The organism is Paenibacillus xylanilyticus (assembly GCF_047246825.1).
GTDB classification, from domain to species: Bacteria; Bacillota; Bacilli; order Paenibacillales; family Paenibacillaceae; genus Paenibacillus; species Paenibacillus xylanilyticus_B.
Genome location: NZ_JBFOLB010000001.1, coordinates 536877 through 555175, shown reverse-complemented (window position 1 = coordinate 555175; position 18299 = coordinate 536877). Strand labels below are relative to the sequence as shown.

General features: G+C 41.6%; 13 protein-coding genes. 1 reads left to right on the top strand and 12 read right to left on the bottom strand.

Translation table 11 applies throughout. From position 1 onward, the window contains the following. Positions 1-248: 248 nt before the first annotated feature. The 11 genes from AB3N00_RS02255 to AB3N00_RS02205 form a co-directional block, all read right to left on the bottom strand. On the bottom strand, positions 249-1211 hold the full coding sequence (locus AB3N00_RS02255; protein ID WP_413033105.1) for a glycosyl hydrolase: 963 nt from the start codon (positions 1209-1211) through the stop codon (positions 249-251). A 36-nt stretch (positions 1212-1247) separates the two neighbouring features. Beyond that, entirely contained in the window at positions 1248-2927 is a 1680-nt protein-coding gene (locus AB3N00_RS02250) for an ABC transporter substrate-binding protein (protein WP_413033104.1), read from the bottom strand. Positions 2928-2993: 66 nt separating this feature from the next. Then, positions 2994-3932 carry a carbohydrate ABC transporter permease gene (locus AB3N00_RS02245; protein ID WP_413033103.1) on the bottom strand — a complete coding sequence of 313 codons (939 nt, stop codon included), beginning with the start codon at positions 3930-3932 and terminating at the stop codon, positions 2994-2996. A gap of 15 nt (positions 3933-3947) precedes the next feature. Then, a complete protein-coding gene (locus tag AB3N00_RS02240; protein WP_413033102.1) occupies positions 3948-4907 on the bottom strand; it encodes an ABC transporter permease in 960 nt (319 codons plus the stop codon). A gap of 223 nt (positions 4908-5130) precedes the next feature. Further along, complete coding sequence (locus AB3N00_RS02235; RefSeq protein WP_413033101.1) at positions 5131-7293, bottom strand: alpha-galactosidase; 2163 nt, start codon at positions 7291-7293, stop codon at positions 5131-5133. A 65-nt stretch (positions 7294-7358) separates the two neighbouring features. Next, entirely contained in the window at positions 7359-8930 is a 1572-nt protein-coding gene (locus tag AB3N00_RS02230) for a glycosyl hydrolase (protein WP_413033100.1), read from the bottom strand. 237 nt (positions 8931-9167) lie between these two features. Further along, the gene (locus AB3N00_RS02225; protein ID WP_413033099.1) at positions 9168-10715 is read right to left on the bottom strand and encodes a response regulator transcription factor; all 1548 of its coding nucleotides are present in this window, start codon (positions 10713-10715) and stop codon (positions 9168-9170) included. After that, on the bottom strand, positions 10693-12495 hold the full coding sequence (locus AB3N00_RS02220) for a sensor histidine kinase (protein ID WP_413033098.1): 1803 nt from the start codon (positions 12493-12495) through the stop codon (positions 10693-10695). The genes AB3N00_RS02225 and AB3N00_RS02220 overlap by 23 nt, the downstream gene beginning before the upstream one ends. Positions 12496-12805: 310 nt before the next feature. Next, positions 12806-13342, bottom strand: a complete 537-nt coding sequence (locus AB3N00_RS02215; protein WP_413033097.1) for a GNAT family N-acetyltransferase — start codon at positions 13340-13342, stop codon at positions 12806-12808. A gap of 126 nt (positions 13343-13468) precedes the next feature. After that, the gene (locus AB3N00_RS02210) at positions 13469-14653 is read right to left on the bottom strand and encodes an MFS transporter (RefSeq protein ID WP_413033096.1); all 1185 of its coding nucleotides are present in this window, start codon (positions 14651-14653) and stop codon (positions 13469-13471) included. A gap of 60 nt (positions 14654-14713) precedes the next feature. After that, positions 14714-15478 (bottom strand): MBL fold metallo-hydrolase, encoded by a 765-nt coding sequence (locus tag AB3N00_RS02205; RefSeq protein ID WP_413033095.1) that lies wholly within the window; start codon positions 15476-15478, stop codon positions 14714-14716. 139 nt (positions 15479-15617) lie between these two features. Here AB3N00_RS02205 and AB3N00_RS02200 point away from each other — a divergent pair, with 139 nt between their 5' ends. Beyond that, positions 15618-16031, top strand: coding sequence for an Lrp/AsnC family transcriptional regulator (locus AB3N00_RS02200; protein ID WP_413033094.1), 414 nt, complete (start codon positions 15618-15620; stop codon positions 16029-16031). A 424-nt stretch (positions 16032-16455) separates the two neighbouring features. On the opposite strand, the gene AB3N00_RS02195 is transcribed toward AB3N00_RS02200, so the two are convergent. Continuing rightward, a complete protein-coding gene (locus tag AB3N00_RS02195) occupies positions 16456-18135 on the bottom strand; it encodes a glycoside hydrolase family 2 protein (RefSeq protein ID WP_413033093.1) in 1680 nt (559 codons plus the stop codon). Positions 18136-18299 lie beyond the last annotated feature (164 nt).

Genomic DNA, 18299 nt, shown 5'->3' with positions numbered 1-18299 from the left:
TATCTATAGCCCCTGCAATGAAGAGGATTCAACAGCAACATTGAGCAATCCTGCCCGTTAGCTTAATGAATTAACGAAGATAAGATCGATTCCCCATCGTTTTACAATCGAAATCGGAAAATGAAAACATACAAACTGACGTCGGTGGGTACCGACGCCAGTTTGCTTCAACTTCTACAATATACATTGTACCAATGGAACAGGTTACATATAACGTAGAACATCTTTTTAGAATGATAAAACATTGCTTAATATAGCTTCGGTAGTTTGTCCAATGTTATGGCATAGTCACAGTGATATGCGCTGCGCAGCTCGTCTTTTGTCGTAAACTTCTCCGTTTTACCAAAATCCTGAGACCATGTCATAAACCACAGCCACGGGATGCGCGAGGTGGACAAGCTTCTAACACTCGGAATCGGACCAATTTCCCCGATAGCAGCAAGTTTTGGTGTCCGTGTGACACCAACTAGTTCTTCATATTCCTTACGTAAATCCGTATGTTGGTGAGCCGGGGGATACATATCCCTGGAAATAATGTCAACCACGTCATCCCCAACATAACCTTCGACTAACGGTGAGTTCCATACCCAAATTAAATTCGTTAGATTATGATAATGCGTATACCTCTCATACATGATGCGGTACAATTGTTTTGCGATTTCCGGGCCTTGGCTGCCCCACCAGAACCAGGTTCCTTCCGCTTCATGAAATGGTCTCCACAAGATCGGAATACGTTTGTCGCAAAATTCGCGGAGAATTTCAGCCATATGATCCATATCGGACAGCAGAGCTTGGTATTCTTTGGTCCCTTCCGTAATCGCTTTACTCACGTTAAAATCTGTATGCTCCGTGTAGAAGCTTTTATCGCGTCCGTTCAGTGGAGAAAACCAATGCCATGTAAATGTAAGCAATCCTCTGCTTTTCCGCGTCCACTCCCAAGCTTTTTGCAGCGTATCCTGGTTTTCAGCGACTTCCAGCAAACACTCTTCGCCACTATCTTCATAATTAATGTTTGGAGAATACCCCAGAAGCTCGAATCCGCATAGTGCTGGCCACTTCCCTGTTACTTGATGAATGTAGTTCAATTCTTCTTGCGCCATGGTTTGTGTGTGCTGTCCCGTAATGATGCCATTCCCTTGAATTTCGTGGAAATAGTTGAGCACAGAACGAACTTCTTCCGATGCATTAGGATTGCAAGGTATCGATTTCATCTTATCCTGCCTTTCTGTCTATTCTCACTTGAATAGTTATTGACCACTCCACAGTTTAACTCGGTCTTTCACATATTGACCAAAAGCCTCTTCCATCTCTTCCACTCCAGCCTTTTCCAATTCAGCCATGTACTCATCCCAGACTTTATCGAAATCTTCCGGTTTGGCCATCACAGCTTCAGGAATCCGTTTCCATGTGATATCCTTCATTTTGGCCATTAATATTGTCGCCTGGCTATCGCTTGGCAAAGCAATATTGTAAACCGCGCCGGCTTTTCTTTCAGGAAACTCTTCTTCTTTCGGGAAAAGATCTCTCCAGTGCTCAACTTTGTATGCAGCCAAAGCTTCTTTTTCGGGTTCACTGTAGGTAGCGGTTAAAAGATCACTGTTCGTTTTCGTAAAATAATTGCCTGTCGAGTCCTCAATTCCGTCACCATAATGAACGGATAGGTTCCAATACAGACCGAGACCCGATTCCTTCATGTAAGCACTGCCTTCATTGTCCATCTTTTCTTGAACTTCCTTCGGTACGGTTCTTTTTCCATTCTCTACAACGTAATCTTGTCCCTCGATCCCCCAGTTCATCAGAATCTGTCCTTCTTCCGAAGCGAGGTAATCCAAAAATTTGATTGCAGCTACAGGATCTTTGCACTCGCTGGAAATCGCAATCCCATATCCTCCGTCAAACCCAGCGGACCAGAAATTTGTATCCTTATACTCCTCAGATAAAGTTACTGGATAATGGCCGTAGGTTTGATCAAATTTCCCTGCAGCCTTCAATGCCTGTTGAGCATCGCCATAGTCCCATGCAGGGTCGATCAGGCCAAGCACACGTCCAGATGAAACCTTGGATTTGAATTGATCCGTCTTTTGGACAAAGCTTTCCTTATCCAGTAAACCTATATCGTTCATATGGTTCAACCAGCGGAAATATTCCCTTTCCTCCGGACGGCGGAAATGATAGGTTACATCGAATGTTTCTTGGTCCACGTAGTATTCTCCATCATCCGGTGCACCTGTCGTAAAGAATCCCATGTTCGTCACCTGATACATATGCCAGTCATCCGCATTAATGGTTAGTCCGATATTTTTGTTACCGTTTTCATCTGTTGGGTGTTTAGCCAAATAATCTGTAAGGACCTTCTCATAGTCCTTTACCGTACGAATTTCAGGATAACCAGCTTCTTTTACAACACGATGCTGAAGCTGGAAGCCGCCGTCAGCTTTGAATTTACGTTCATCGATAGCAGACCAAGTCGGAATGGCATAGATGGCTTGATCCTCCAAACTATATTTGGCACGAACAATCTTATCGCCAAGCATCTTTTTAATATTAGGCGCATGTTCTTCAATCAGGTCCGTCAGGTCAAGAACTGCACCTACGTCCACTAGCTTGCCAAGATCAGCCTTTGCAGCTATGAGATCAGGAACTTCACCGGTAGCAGCCATGATGGATACCTTTTGCACAGGGTCCCCCACTGCGAATTCAGCATCCAAAACGACGCCTGTTTTCTCTGTGATAACTTTTCCTATGCGATCGTTCATATTGTTCCAGTTAGGACTTCCATCCTCTGAAAAATAAGTAAGCGTGATAGGATTTGAGCCATCTTGACTTGCTGATTCCCCGCCACTACTTCCACTGCAGGCTGCGAGTTGACTCAGCAAAAGACCAGCTGAAAGTAGTGTTACTGCTGTTTTTCGGGTTCGCTTTCTCATCAAAACAAACACTCCCCATGATTCAGATAATTTAAGGATACAAAGTCATTTACGGTTAGTGTCTCATCAGCTTTTGACCGCACCCAGTGTCATGCCTTTAACAAAGTACTTCTGCAAGAATGGGTACACAATGAGAATAGGTACAGTTGCGATGATGGTAATCGCCATTTTTACCGCGTCAGGAGACACCTGTGACATCAATTGCGACATGTTTTCCCCACGTATATTGTTAGAATTTGTGGTGGTACTCTGAAGCACTTTCATAAGCTCATACTGCAAGGTGGTCAGGGAGTCATTCGAACCATTGTAAAGGTACGTATCAAACCAAGAATTCCATTGCCCGACAGCAAGGAACAAGGCTACGGTTGCAAGAGCAGGCTTGGTGAGTGGTAGTATGACACGCCAGTAAATGGTGAAATCGTTTGCCCCATCAAGCTTGGCCGATTCTTGCAGAGCATAAGGAATTCCATCAATAAACGAACGGATGATGAATATATTGAAGGCGCTTACGAGTCCTGGCAAAATATAAACTGCGAAAGTATTGATCAGATCCAAATTCTTGATCAAGATAAAACCAGGAATCAAACCGCCCGACACATACATGGTGATAGCCAGAAATACGGAAACAAATCGTCTTCCCTGAAATTCTCTACGAGCAAGTGTATAAGCAACCATCGAACCGCTTACAAGACCTGCCAGTGTTCCTATAACAGTTCGCAGCACCGATATTTTGAATCCCGTGATCAACCCTTCATAACTAAAGATGAGCTTATAATTTTCAAGAGTGAATTGTCTAGGGAAAATTGAAATACCGCCTCGAACAGTATCTACGGAATCGTTGAATGAAATGGCGAGCACATTCAAAAATGGATATAGCGTCGCGATCGTAACGATTCCAATGAATACGTAAACAAAGGTGTCAAATATCAAGTCTTGGGGAGTTTTTGCGCCTATCTTCGGTCGTTTTGGTGTGACGGAAGAAGTTGTCGGCTCGGATGCTTCCATGTCTGTTCCTCCTCCTTACATAATGCTTTCGTTAGCGAATTTTTTAAAGAGTCCATTCACGACGAACAGCAAAATCACACTGATGACCGAATTGAAGATACTAATAGCTGTACCAAAAGAATATCTCCCCATTGATAAACCGTAGTTCAACGCATATAGATCCAACACTTCGGAATAATCGCTAACCATGTGATTGCCGAGCAAGAATTGCTTTTCAAATCCGATTCCTACAAGGTGGCCAATCGACATAATAAACAGTACGATGATTGTTGGCCTGATGCCAGGGAGTGTAATATGCCATATTTGTCTCAAACGACTGGCACCGTCGACCCTTGCTGCCTCATACAGTTCAGGACCAATCCCCGAAATGGCAGCCAAATAGATAATGGCGTTCCAACCTGTCTCCTTCCAAACATCGGCTCCGGTCACTATTCCCCAGAACAGTTGCCCCTTGGCCATAAATTGTATCGGTTGGTCAATCAAATTCAGCCCCAAGAGCAAGTCATTTATCGCGCCTCCATCGGTTGACAGCATTTTGATGACAATCCCCGCGGCCACGACCCAAGACACGAAGTGAGGCAGGTAAGAAACAGTCTGCACGAAACGCTTCATAAACTGAACCCGTACCTCGTTTAGAATCACTGCGAACAATACAGGAAACACGAACCCTGCCACAAGCCCCATAAGGCTCATTGCTAGCGTATTTCTTAGCACCAAATAGAAATGCTCATCCTGAAACAGTGCTTGGAAATGGTCGAATCCAACCCATTTTTGATCGAAAAACCCTTTGCCTGGTCTATAGTTTTGAAATGCCATCGTCCAACCCCATAGTGGCAAATACTGAAATACAAACACCCAAATCACAAATGGAAATGACATCATGTACAGATATTTCTGATTCTTAAAGACTTTCCACTTTTGCGAATTTTTGTGTTTGCGTGTGCGGAACCTTCTCTCTTCTGTTATCGCTTTCATTTCATCCCCCCCTTTCCTCTCCCATCATAAAACGAATATTATTTTGGTGACATATCGGAGATCTATTAGAATTTCATTCAAAAATCCTTACTGTTTTCAGAAAAATCAATTTTTTTCATAAGTTGGTATAATAAAAATTCTCTGCTGTAAAACAATGCAGAGAATTTTTATCATTGAATCATTGAAAGTTAACGTTTAGAGCATGCTTTTGGCTTCGCCATATTTATTGAGCAGCGCTTAACTTGAACCATACACTGGTATAATCTCCTGTAAGAGGAGGGATAATCAGGCCTGCTTGCATTAAACGATCCCCGCCGAAAGATCCCATGAGTCCACTCTCTCCACTCACCTCATAAGTATACGAATGATCCAATCCTTTGAGCTGAAGTACATCAGCAGCAGGATTGGGCTTGGCTAAAACTCGAAAATAAAATACGATAGCTTCGGATCGATTGTCAGAAACAAACATCCAAGCAGTTTCATTGCCTTGAAAAGGACTCCGAAGTCTAAATAGATCACCCTGTTGTATGAGAGAACGATGTTCTTTGTACATGGCAACCTGTTCCTTCACCCGGATTTTTTCGGCATCGGTGAATTTGGTCAGATCAAGTTCATAGCCAAAGTTCCCCGACATCGCAACGTCACCTCTGAATTTAAGCGAGGTATCGCGGTGGACTTGATGGTTCGGCACTGCGGAGACATGAGCTCCGATGGTACTGACGGGATAAACCAAACTGGTCCCATATTGTATTTTTAAGCGTTCCACGGCATCCGTGTTGTCACTTGTCCAAGTCTGCGGCATATAGTAGAGCATTCCGGGATCAAACCGACCTCCACCGCTGGAACAACTTTCGAATAAAATTCCCGGAAATGCAGTAGTCAGTTTATTTAAAAGTTCATAGAGGCCAAGCACGTACCGATGTGCAATCTCCTGTTGATTCTCAGGTAAAGCCGTTGCGGAACCAATTTCGGTCAACGCGCGGTTCATGTCCCATTTTACATAAGAAACAGGTACGTTGGTGAAGATTTCAGCCAGTGCATCATACAAATAATCACGGACTTCCGGCCGTGAAAGATCCAATACCAATTGCCACCGGGCTTCCGTCCGGCGACGGCCTTCAACGTGCAGGCACCAGTCGGGGTGCTTCCGGTACAGATCACTGTCGGGTGAAATCATTTCAGGTTCAAACCATAGACCGAATTGCAAGCCGTGACGTTCAATCCGTTCCGCCAAATCACGCAAGCCGTTAGGAAGCTTTCGACGATCTTCAACCCAATCTCCGAGAGAACTGTTGTCGCTGTCACGTTTGCCAAACCAGCCGTCATCAAGCACCAACAGTTCAATCCCCAGTTGAGAGCCAGCCTCGGCAATCGCTTCAATCTTTTCTGCAGTGAAATTAAAATAAGTTGCCTCCCAATTGTTCACGAGAATCGGTCGCTCCTTGTCCCTATGCACGCCGCGGCATAACCGATTTCGGTAGAGTCGATGATAGACTCTGGACATGCCACCGATCCCTTCATTTGAATATACCAATACAGCCTCAGGGGTTTGGAAGGATTCGCCTGGAGGAAGCATCCAACCAAAATCAAACGGATTGAGTCCAATGCCCAAACGAACGACACCAAAAGCATCCACTTCAGCTTCGGCGTGAAAATTACCGCTATACACCAGATTTACTGCAAAGACCTCCCCATGATCCTCATCGGCTCCCGGGCTAACGACAGCCGCAAAAGGATTGTGCTGATGACTACTCATTCCACGTTTGCTTCCAAGACTAGTACCTCCTGGGCCCAGGGGCCTGCGTTGAAGATGCGCCTCTCGAGCCCAATGACCCGCAAGGTATAGCAATTCATAATGGCTCTTACCATACAAATCAACATTGGCACTAAGCGCACGTAAAAGTTTGATCGTGCTTTGACCATAGTTCTTAAAGTGAACTGACCGGGTAATAGCTCCATCCCTGAAGATGCAATATTTTAGAAGAACGGTCATTCCTGCATATGCATCCTCCAGTTCCAGCTCCAAGGTATCTGCTTCATGGTCCGTTTCCGTATACACATACGGCAAGCCTTCAAGTGCTGGTTTACCTGCCTTTGTAGTGTACCCTTTATAGCGAAGCTCTGTAATCCGGCTTCCGTCTTCAAGTTGAACTTGATAGGCAGGCGATCTGAAGTCGCCTGTTCCATATTGCGGATATTCATGAGGCATGGAGCCAGGCTCCGTTTTTTCCAAACCTGGTACAAGCTTTTCCAGATTACCTTTCTCGGACAATCGTTGCCCCCAATATACCAATAATGGGAAGCCGTCTACGATTTGAATAACATAACTGGTTACGCGGGATTGCAGATGAAAAATATGCTGTGACTCGTTAATATAAATAGCCATTACATGATTCACTCCTGTTAAACTAGATTATTTCTGCTCCATAATAAAATGTATCCCTTTTCGATTTAGGGACTGCCATACAACCCTTCGGGAAGTTCATCTAGCGTGATTACGTTGTCATGATTGTATACCTTTTTCAAATGTTCCTTTGTATTCGTTTTTCCATCGCGCAGATAATCGCCAGTCCAGGTATTGAAAAAGCTCCAATGTGCGCCGTAAGTCTGCAGCAGATCAGGATCTGGAATAGGCCCGTTTTCTGCAAGCGCTACAAGCTTTTTGTGCTTGCTCAAAAACAAGAGTTCATCATACTTGGCAATGTTCGGGCTGTGATCACCCGCTGGATTGTAAACGTCGACACTCACGATGTCGACCATATCATCGCCAGGGTACCACTCCTCCTTCACAGAGTTCCAAACCCAAATGAGATTGTTTAACTGATGGTGATCGGTCAAGCGTTCGTACATTAATCTATATAATTTTTTGGTAGGTTCCGGCCCTTTGGCTCCCCACCAAAACCAGCCGCCCTCTGCTTCGTGCAGTGGTCTCCAAAGTACGGGAATGTTATGATCCTGTAATCGTTTCAACTGAACAGCGATGGCATCAATGTCTCGAATTAAAAGCTTGTAATCTTCCGATTCCGGATGATTCAGGGCATATTCTACATCGAAGGTCGTGAACTCGGTATTAAAACCACGCCACCATTCGCGGCCCGGTTCGTTGCCACCTATTCCCTTCGGCGCATTCCAATGCCAGCTTAATGATACTATGCCTCCGCGTTCATACCATTCAATCATCTTCTCCACCTCGTTTGAGGTGCTTCCATTTTCAACACGGGATGGAGAATAATCCATCAAATCACTGGAAACCAGCGCAGGGGATTTTCCTGTCTGCTTGTAGATCCACTTCGCATCTTCTAGTGTCTGCTGTCCCGAGATTATCTTCTTTCCATACTGGCTGGTCATAAAATCCAAGAGTGCTTTGGCTTGGGGAGTTGCTTGGGAATTACTCAAGGTATGCATATTTATTTGCTGTTTGGATACGTTGGGATCTATACGTTGGAGCTTGATATACTCAATACCATAGTATCCCCACCCCCGAAAGATTTGAATGGAGTTGCTCCCCCCGGTTAGAAGCACTTTTGTCACCTTTTTTTCAGCGCGGACCAGCCCTGGGTTGGGAGCATTCAGCGTCAATTCACCAGCTCCTGAACCATTCACTTGTATAGAGGTTGTTTTGTCCCCATTCCCTTCAGGAATGTAATATCCCAAGCTCAACTCATAAAGGCCATCTTCCGGTGCTTCAACCTTGAATGTGGCGCTTCCTTTAGTTGTATTATCCTCTTCGAAAAAATAAGAAATGTAACCTTCCCCATCATATGACTTGTCCTCAGCTTTGGCAGTTGTCTCTTCCCGTTTTTCAATCCCGTGCCCTTCTAGCTGAGCATCTTTAAAGGTTACTATTAATGCTTGTGTTTGATCAGGTTCAACAACAAACCCGGGCACCGTAATGGCTGCTTCCACCCTGGAATGAGTAAAACTCGATATGATGATGCTCAACAAGAAAATGGCCGATCCTAACTTTAAATAGGTTTTATTCGACGCAGCATACTTCATAAGCGAATCAGATTTTGCCTTCATTTTATTGCCTCCCCCCAGTTCGTTGCATTCCTGTTATCGCTTTCAATTGTTATGGTCCCTCCTTTCGTATCAACTATATTGGCTGAGGAGGCTCTCGGACATATCACAAATTTTAAATCCTTTCATTCTAAAATCCTTTGTATTTTCAGAAAGCACATTTCTTTTCATTTCATTTAAAGATTAGAAAACTCCCCTACTGTTCGTTTACTTCCGTTAGTAGAGGAGCTTTGTTTAAGGTTATTCTTTTTTTTGATAAAAAGAAGGTGACTCCCCTTCTAGTTTCTTGAATTTGGTGTAGAAATAATTGACGTTTGAATATCCTACCCTTTCAGCCACTTCGTAAACCTTCATATCCTGAGCCAGTAATTCTTTCGCTTTTTGAATCCGTATCCGATCAAGATAGGCGTTGAAATATTCCCCCGTGTAACTTTTGAAGAGTTGGCCCAAATAGGAACTACTGTAGTTAAACAATACGGCAAGCATTTCTAATCTTAGGTTATCCCCATAGTGTCGATCTATATAATCCAGCAATCGCTTCATTTCATTGTCCTTACTATTATAATCTGCGCATCGAGCGAGCCTCTCCATAACAACAGAAATCCGGTCTACGAGATCCCGAATATATCGGGAATGATATACTTCAGCAAGGAATTGGGCCGGCTCTCCCGGATAACCGCTTAAAGACCAGAGACGGGAATGAATTTTCCGAACCGTTTCATTAGCAAGGTAGAAGAAGCGGTCACGGATCTCCTTTTCATCAGCCTGCTCAGATACTTGTTGTAATGCTATTTCGTTTAAAAAAGATGAGATCGCACTTGCATGGCCAACATCTACCAGATAATGCAGCCTGAAAGCCTCTTCCTCCTTATTTGGTAGAGATAATACTGAAGTTTGAACATTTTCCTTTTGGTAGGTTTCCGGTGTTTCCTCAGTCAGCAGCCTCCCTTTATCGTAAAAAAAACTACGCTCGAGAAGGCATCGTGCAGTTCTGAAGGAATGAATGATTTCATCTAGAGACCGAACAGGCTCACCTAACGCTACGTCCATTTCAAATCGAAGCTCTCCGGATAAGAGCTGGAGATTCTTGTGAAGTTCATTCCATCCCAATTCGCCGACAGGAGAATCACCAAGCAACAGGACAATGTATGGAGCAAAATATAAAACGATCCCTTGACGTTCCGAAGCATACGTTCTACTGAGTACATCCTTAAATTTATGAATCTGTTCGCTTTCTTCTTGATGTGAACCTGAAAACCCAATTAAAAGGATTTGATATGTTTTCCAGCTCGCCTCAAATGAGTCAGACCATTCAATCAAAAAGGAATCCTCCGAAGCGTATCTTCCAGATAGTAAAGAGTAAAGTATCCATTCTGGCGTTTTTGTCTTTTGTAACATGCTCTTTTCCTGCGTTTTTGAGAGCTGCCCATGAATCTTTTGGAGAGATGCTGACAATTCTTCCTTGTTCACTGGTTTCAGCAGATATGCATCGACACCGAATTGAAGTGCTTGGCGCGCATATTCAAAATCGGCGTAGCCACTGAGAATAATGACATGACTGAGCCAGCCACGGTGGCGGATCTTCTGAAGGAGTTCCAGTCCATCCATCCCCGGCATACGTATATCAACCAACAATACGTCGGGAATCGTTTCTTCGAATATTCGGAGCGCTTCATTTCCACCAGCTGCCGTTCCAATCACTTCGAACCCCAATTCCCTCCATGGTATTAACGTTTGCAACCCCAACCGTAGTTTCGGTTCATCATCAACGATTATCACGGAGAACATTAGGTTCCCCTCCTTCCTTCGGAATGCAAAATATGATGCAGGTGCCACTACCCTCTACGCTCTCAATTGAAAGCCTTGAACCTACACCGTAGGTAAGTACTAATCGGTCGTTCACGTTACGAAGACCAATGCGATTCCCAGATTCATCGGAGTTCATTAACTGTTTTTTTAACTCATTCATTTTCATTGGAGGAATACCCGCACCATCATCATGGATTTCTACAAATAACATCCCCTGATCGTTAAGCTTCGTTCGAACCGTGATCAACGTTGGACCCTCCTTGCGATCTAAGCCATGGAGTATCGAGTTTTCAACCAAAGGTTGAATGATAAGTGGAGGAATTTCAATGTGTTCGGTTGCTGGGTCGATTTCCAGATTGTATTGAAGTCTGTCTTCATATCGGAATTTTTGTAGCTCCAAGTAACACCGAACCATATTTAACTCATCTGAAAGTGGAATCTGGCGACTTCCGACCTCCAAACTATTTCGGATCAACATGCTAAGCTGCCATACGGCTTGGGCCAAGCCCTCTTCCCCACGAAGATGTGCTTCCATTCTAATCGACTCAAGTGTATTAAACAGGAAGTGAGGATTGACCTGGCTCGCCAACATCTTAAATTTGATGTCATTTTGTTTTTGTAATAGTAGCTGTTTCTGCTGGTTACTCTCTTCCACTTCAAACATTAGTTCACTGATCCGATGAACCAGATCATTGAATTGTCTGGAAAGTTGTCCGATCTCATCTTTTCCGTCGAGGTCAAGATAAGTATCCCAGGACACCGTGCCTACTCGGGACATGTGTTTACTAAGTCGAAGCAATCTCCTTGCAATAAATGATGCCGAAACATAGACAAGCAAAACTGCGATGATTAGACATCCACCTATAACAAAAGTAGCCAACCGAATGATAGCGTTTGCATCATGTAGAATGTCAGACACCGTAAAAACGGAAATGATACGTAGTCCATTCCAGCTATTCTGTGGAGTTATGTTTGCTATGACCACCTTCGAATTTTTCCCATCCATGATAGCTTCATAGCTGCCCTCTGTTTGAGACAACATATTGCTCCCAGCATGCACAGAAGCAAGGTTTTGACCGTGAAGATTTGGCCGGTTGGCTGCCACAATATTGTTGTTGTCATCCACGATCATCGTTGAAAAGGTCTCTTGGGATAGAATAGAGTTTAGCAAATCAGAATTCACATTAATCACCAAAACACTTTCTTTTTTCAACTCATCCAGATTGATTTTTCGAACCAGACTTAGATAATGTTTATGATCACGCTCATCCTGAATATAGTCCCAACCTGCAAGCCCTTTTTGACTCAAGGCGGATCTATACCACTCAGACTGTTTCGTTTGGTCGTCTGGCTGCATAAATTCCCAGTTATTGAGCATCGTTGGATTGGACGTATTTAACCGAATGGATTTTATTTCTTTATAAAGCCGCATATAATCCCGAATGTCAGTATATTGACGATAGGTTTGGATGACTTCGTTATAACTGTCATAGCTGCGGCTAGCTATGGACTTCATTCGGTTATCATTTGAGAGTTGATAGGAAATATCAATAGCTACATTGATAACTTCCTCGGTCCTTTTCTGGACACGCTCTACGTTGTTGGTTGCTTGTTCAAAGGCGTTCGTGATCATTACTTCCCTCAGTTTGCTTGTTAAATAGATACCACTTATTAAAAGAGGGAGTACGGCCACGGTTATAAAAATCAATGATAGCTTACTTTTAAGTCTTATGTCATTTAGTATTCGGATAAAGCGCATAGAACGGTCCTCTTTCCTAAATTTTGTTCTGTCCCTGATGATGAATAAATTTCACAAATTGTAACTATCTATCATGATATTCCCTTGTAACATAAAACCAAATGTACTCTTCTCTTTTTAGATAGTCAATGAAACATTTTAAATGTGTCTATTAAAAAACAGGTGCATATTACGGTTCTTGGTGAACGTCCGGATACAACAACCAATTCGGTTGAAGAAGTAAAAAGATTCACGGAACTTACTTATGTCACCGACAGCTCAACAAAAAAATGAGCAGCCTGCTAATCTGCAGACTGCTCATGTCTTTCAACTAACGTTTCCGGTTAGTCTTAATCTGACTTAGCTTTTTAAAATAATCGAATAGCGCATGAATTTCTTTAGAGGATACATCCCCATTTATTGACATCGTCTCGAAAGTTATGCCTTCATGATTTGAGATTAAGTAATCCTGAGACTCAAAACCTAAAAGTTGATAAAAACGTTTCCTTTTAATTCTTTGATCATTATTAATAAATTTAGGGTTAACTTCTTCAATATTCAGGCAAATCCGATAGTTGGAGTATTTATTTTTTATCTCATTAACAATTGCTTTGCCGTACCCTTTATTTTGATATGCTTTATTAATTGCCAAATATAGTACGTAAAGCATGTCTTTTTTTACGATTAGATAATTCATTCCTACCAGCGTGTAATTGTCATATACTCCATAAAACAAATGGTCGATATCATTGCTTATCTCGACCAATTTATTATACGGGATCATCTCTTCTTTAGGAAACGAATCATCATACATTTTTTTTATCTCATCCATATTCTCGTTGTTAACTCTTTGCAATACTACAGTCATAAATTTCTCCTCACTCTATTTTTCAAGAAAATTTCGTACTGATCCAATTGCTTCATATAAAAATATAGACGTCTATCTATTATAGATCACAGTTCAAATTCTCAGGATCCTCACTTTAAGTGCTCTTTAGTTTACCACTTGATTTTGAATTTTCCCTTCTTTCTTTCCATACAACATGTAATATAGAACAAGTGTAGCAAATACAATTAATCCGAGTATTACATACAAACCACTATATCCTGTAGCTGGTATTACCAAACCGATAATAGATGGGCCAAATCCGTTACCTAGATCATAGAATATAAAGAACGTCGCAGTTGCTAAGCCCACTCGGTGAGGTTCAGCTAAATTTATGGCTATGGCTTGAGTTATGGAAGAGATATTGCCAAATCCAAGAGCAACCAATGCTCCTACCAATAACAATGTAAAGCTGCTATTAACTGAGCTTAAAAGAATCATCCCTACTCCATAAATAATAAGAGCCGGATATATGATAATATTAGCTCCTTTTTTATCCATTATTCGTCCTGTAAAAGGTCGTGATATTAAGACAAAAACAGTATATACCATAAAGAAGAAACTTGCTGTGTCTATTAACCCTAATTCCAAAGCATAAATATTTAAATATGAAACTATGCCGGAAAAACAAAAAGTCATGAAAAAAATAATAATTGCTATCGGTATTACTTTTGGCTCAACAAAGTCAGTGATTTTTATTCCCTTTTTATTATTCTTCTCAGTCTTGTACGCTGCAGGAAACTTCAGAAAAAATGCGATTACTAAGCTAAAAATTCCAAGCAATAGACTTAAAGAAAAAATCATATCAAAGTTTGAATTTTGACTCAAAACTAAACCAATAAATGGACCGATTCCTGTGGCCAAGGCCGTACTAATTGCAAAATAACTTATTCCCTCACCTTTTCGTGATGCAGGAAGGCTAAATACAACAACCGTACTCACAATGGTAGATATAATACCCACTGTGATCCCGTTTAAAAGCCGATTTAATATGAGAAAGTTAACATTAAGATGAACGAAATAAAGTAATGTTGTCAAAATTAATAAAAACAAGCTGGTCATCAAGATTTTTTTGGAATGTATAAGACGCCCTGTAAACAAACGCCCTAATAATGAACCGATAATAAAAATTCCTGCGACGATACCAGCTTGGCCGGTTGATGCATCAAATTCATTAATTGAATAAAGAGTGATTGTCGCGTTTAATAAAAAGAAAATTAATGTCATAATGAAATTGACAGACGAAAGAATAATGAAGTTTTTTGTCCAAAGTTTAGGATTCGTTTGGTTCATAGCATATTCTCCTATCTGTAGATTTTGGTAAATATTTGATATGCAAGGAGCTTGTGCAATTTAAAAAGTGTACGATTCCCCGTCTTCGGGAATTAATAAACTAGAGGCGAATCCCTTTTCTTCTCCAAAGCTTTTTAGTTCTTTTCTAGATAATGTCCAGTGATTAACTGCTTCCATATGAACTGAGATAATTTTGGCGTTAGGAGCTGCTTTGTGCACCTCATAGACATCTTCTTTGCCCATTACAAGCGAGCCCAAATCGTGCCAACTATTATCTCCAGCGTTCAGCACGATAATCTCAGGCGTGTGGGAAGTGATTTCTTTTTCGACACCTTCATACCATACTGTATCTCCGGCTAGGTATAACGTCTTCTCGTTGGCATGTTTGAAGACAACACCACATACCTGTCCCATCACTTTTAATAAATCTTCCCCTCTGCCGTGCTCGCCTTTTGTTTTAATTAACTGAATACCTTCAAAAAGCGTATCTTCAGTAAGTACTTCTACTTGTTGAAAACCGTCACTTTCAATTTGTTTAGCATCTTCTTCGTTTTGCACAAAAACTTTAGTGCCTTTTGGAAGCACTGCTTTTGCTATATCATCGTAGTGATCTAGATGCAAATGAGTCAGAATAACAGCATCGACATCCTTAATGATGTCGTAAACGGACATTGGCAAATCAATTATAGGATTTCTCAAATCCTCCCTGATCCCCGCCGGGAATGGATCATATAGACCTTTGTCCGCGAGCAATGGATCGACTAGGAACTTTTTACCTGCATAGTGAACAATGATTGTTGCATTTCGAACTTGTTGAATGTGCATATTTATATAATGCTCCTTCTGTTTTTTTAATTTTGTTTGTTGACAATGATAAGTTTATACTAGATGCAACCTTCAAATACACAGATTAAATAAAGTGTATTGGTCTTTTTACTTTATTTTTAAAGGAGATGCGCTTGATTTGGATCATACAGATAAACGAATTATTGAAGAGCTGAGTCAAAATAGCCGAATTACGATGAAAGAATTAGGGGAAAGAGTTCACCTAACTGGACCTGCAGCAGCAGCCCGGGTAGAAAAACTTGAGGATACCGGAGTTATAGAGGGATACAGCATTAAAGTTAATCACGCAAAATTAGGATGTTTTACGTATGCATTTCTAAATATCTATATTAAAGATACACACCATCAGCCATTTCTTTCGTTCATTCATTCTAAAGAGGATCACATTCTAAATAATTACAAAATAAGTGGTGATGGATGCTATCTGGTTGAATGTAGGTTTCCAAGCAATGAAGCGTTAAACCAATTTTTGCTAGAGTTAAACAATTATGCTAACTACAAATTATCCATTGTAATCGATAAAACCTTGTAAACAAAAACGTACAAAGAAATAGTATTTCTGAGAAGCGAACCCATAGAAAAAGCCCTTAAAAAGAGAATATAAGAAGGTTTTTAAACTAACCTGCCCGTTAGCTTTATGAAGCAGATATCATATTCTAATTACCTATTTGTCTAATCGACTATGACACAATGTTCTTGTCCTTAGTATGGGGCAAGAACTTAGTTCCTTAAAACAAAAAAAGTCGCTATATTAGCGACTTTTAAAGCATTCATATTGTTGTCGTTTGGCAACACCTCTTACAGTTCTAAAGATCGGCAGTCTTCCTTTTTCTATTGTTTAGTTGTAGTTAGTACAATGTGAATTTTTACAATAGTATTTTTGGAATTACCCTTGGTTGGCTTCCTGGTTATTATTTTCAGGATTGTGTTTGTGCAAGTGCCTCTATCTTTAATTTTTATCTTTTGTCATCTCTGTTCCACATTTGTTTCACTGTTTCAAAAGCGAGTTTTGGACGACGATAAGTATCTACTACTCCTTTTAAATTTTGGGTTGTTATTCTCCACAGCGGTCCAACTTCTTCCTCGGTGACACGGCAATCGCAAAATTGCCAAATATACATGCCTGATACAAACTCACGCTTCTCATAAGCGATTAAATTCTGTTCAATAATATCCGCTTGTCGTTCCTCCGTGCCCTTTACTCTTGTCATGTGACGGTATCCATATACGGCATCTGCACCAAATTCACTCATGATCATCGGTTTGCCAAAACCACCTGCTTCGTCGGCCCAGCGTCTGGCAGCATCGCATAATTCCCCCGGATCTTCAGGCCCATACCAGCCGGGGTACAGATTAAAGGAGACGATATCCGCAAGATCAAAACATAATTCTCTATCTCGATGATGAGAAGCAAAGGTCAGTGGTCTACTGTCATCCAGTTCTCTTATCTGCTCCAGCTGACGTTTGTAATGAACTCGACCTTCCTCGGTATTGCTAGCACACTCATTAAGGATAGCCCAGATAATAATACTTGGATGATTATAATGTTGTTCAACCATCTCCCTATTTACATCTTCGCATTGCTGAATAAAATTCGGATTTCTCATTTGCTCAATGTTCAGGCCTCTGGCATGATTTTCTTCCCATACGTAGAATCCGCGCTCATCACATAGGTCAAGAAAGAGGGGATCATTCGGATAGTGACTTGTTCTGACACTGTTACATCCCATTTCTTTCATTAAATCCAGATCGTGTGCCATTGCAGACAAAGGGAACGATGCACCAAAGATTCCATGATCCTCATGCCTGTTAAAGCCTCTCAGTACAATATCCTGGTCGTTAACCTGAATCCTTCCTCTATGTGTAGTAATGATACGGAATCCAACTCGCTCTGTCAGATCATCGACTAAATTCCCTTGGTCGTCTGACAACTTTAACTTTATATGATATAGATTAGGTGATTCATGAATCCAGGCCTTAGCTTCCGGAAAAGTGAATTTCCCTATTATTACCGCCTTTTCATGTGGTCGCAGCTCTTTACCTTCAAAGTCCAATGATTCACCCGCCCCCTGACCCTGCAAGCGAAATGTTTTCTTCTGATCGCTCAGGTTTATGACAACGGCTTTGATCTCAGCTTGCCATAAACCCTCATGCTTGCTGGGCACAAATTCCAAGCGTTCAATGTATGCGTCTTCAAGTTCTTGAACCTCAACAGAACGAATGATGCCACCATAAGTATAGTAATCATTATGCATATGTAAGGAGGAGGCCTCATGAAAACCATTGTCGACTCTGACTTCAAGTGTATGCGTCCCTGGTGAAACACCTTTAATTAGAGCGTCAAATGCAGTGTAGGCATTATAATGTCTCGTTACATATTTACCGTCAAAATAAACCTCTGCGGTATGGCTGACCCCTTGAAATAGAAAACGCAGATGAGCCTCCCTCTCCGTTACAATCACCTTGCGGTAAGTACCTTTTCCGCGATAGTTCAATAGATCTGGATGCATTTCCCAACAACCCGGAACTGGCAAGAGATAGTGCTTACCCGCATGTTCTCCGTCTTGCATCTGAAAATCCCACGTTCCTTCTAGGGAACGTATCTTTCTGTGCTGATGCTGCTCAAACAGTCTCATAATACTCTTCCTTCCTCTGTTTCCACTTAATCATGTGAAATAGATTTCTTTTTATTTATTATCATAAAAACCTATCACTTTAGTAATTCATTATAAGAATGAAGGTAAGGGAAAAGAATGGTCAAAAGTAAGTTATACATGTCATATAGTTTGGTATGATCTGA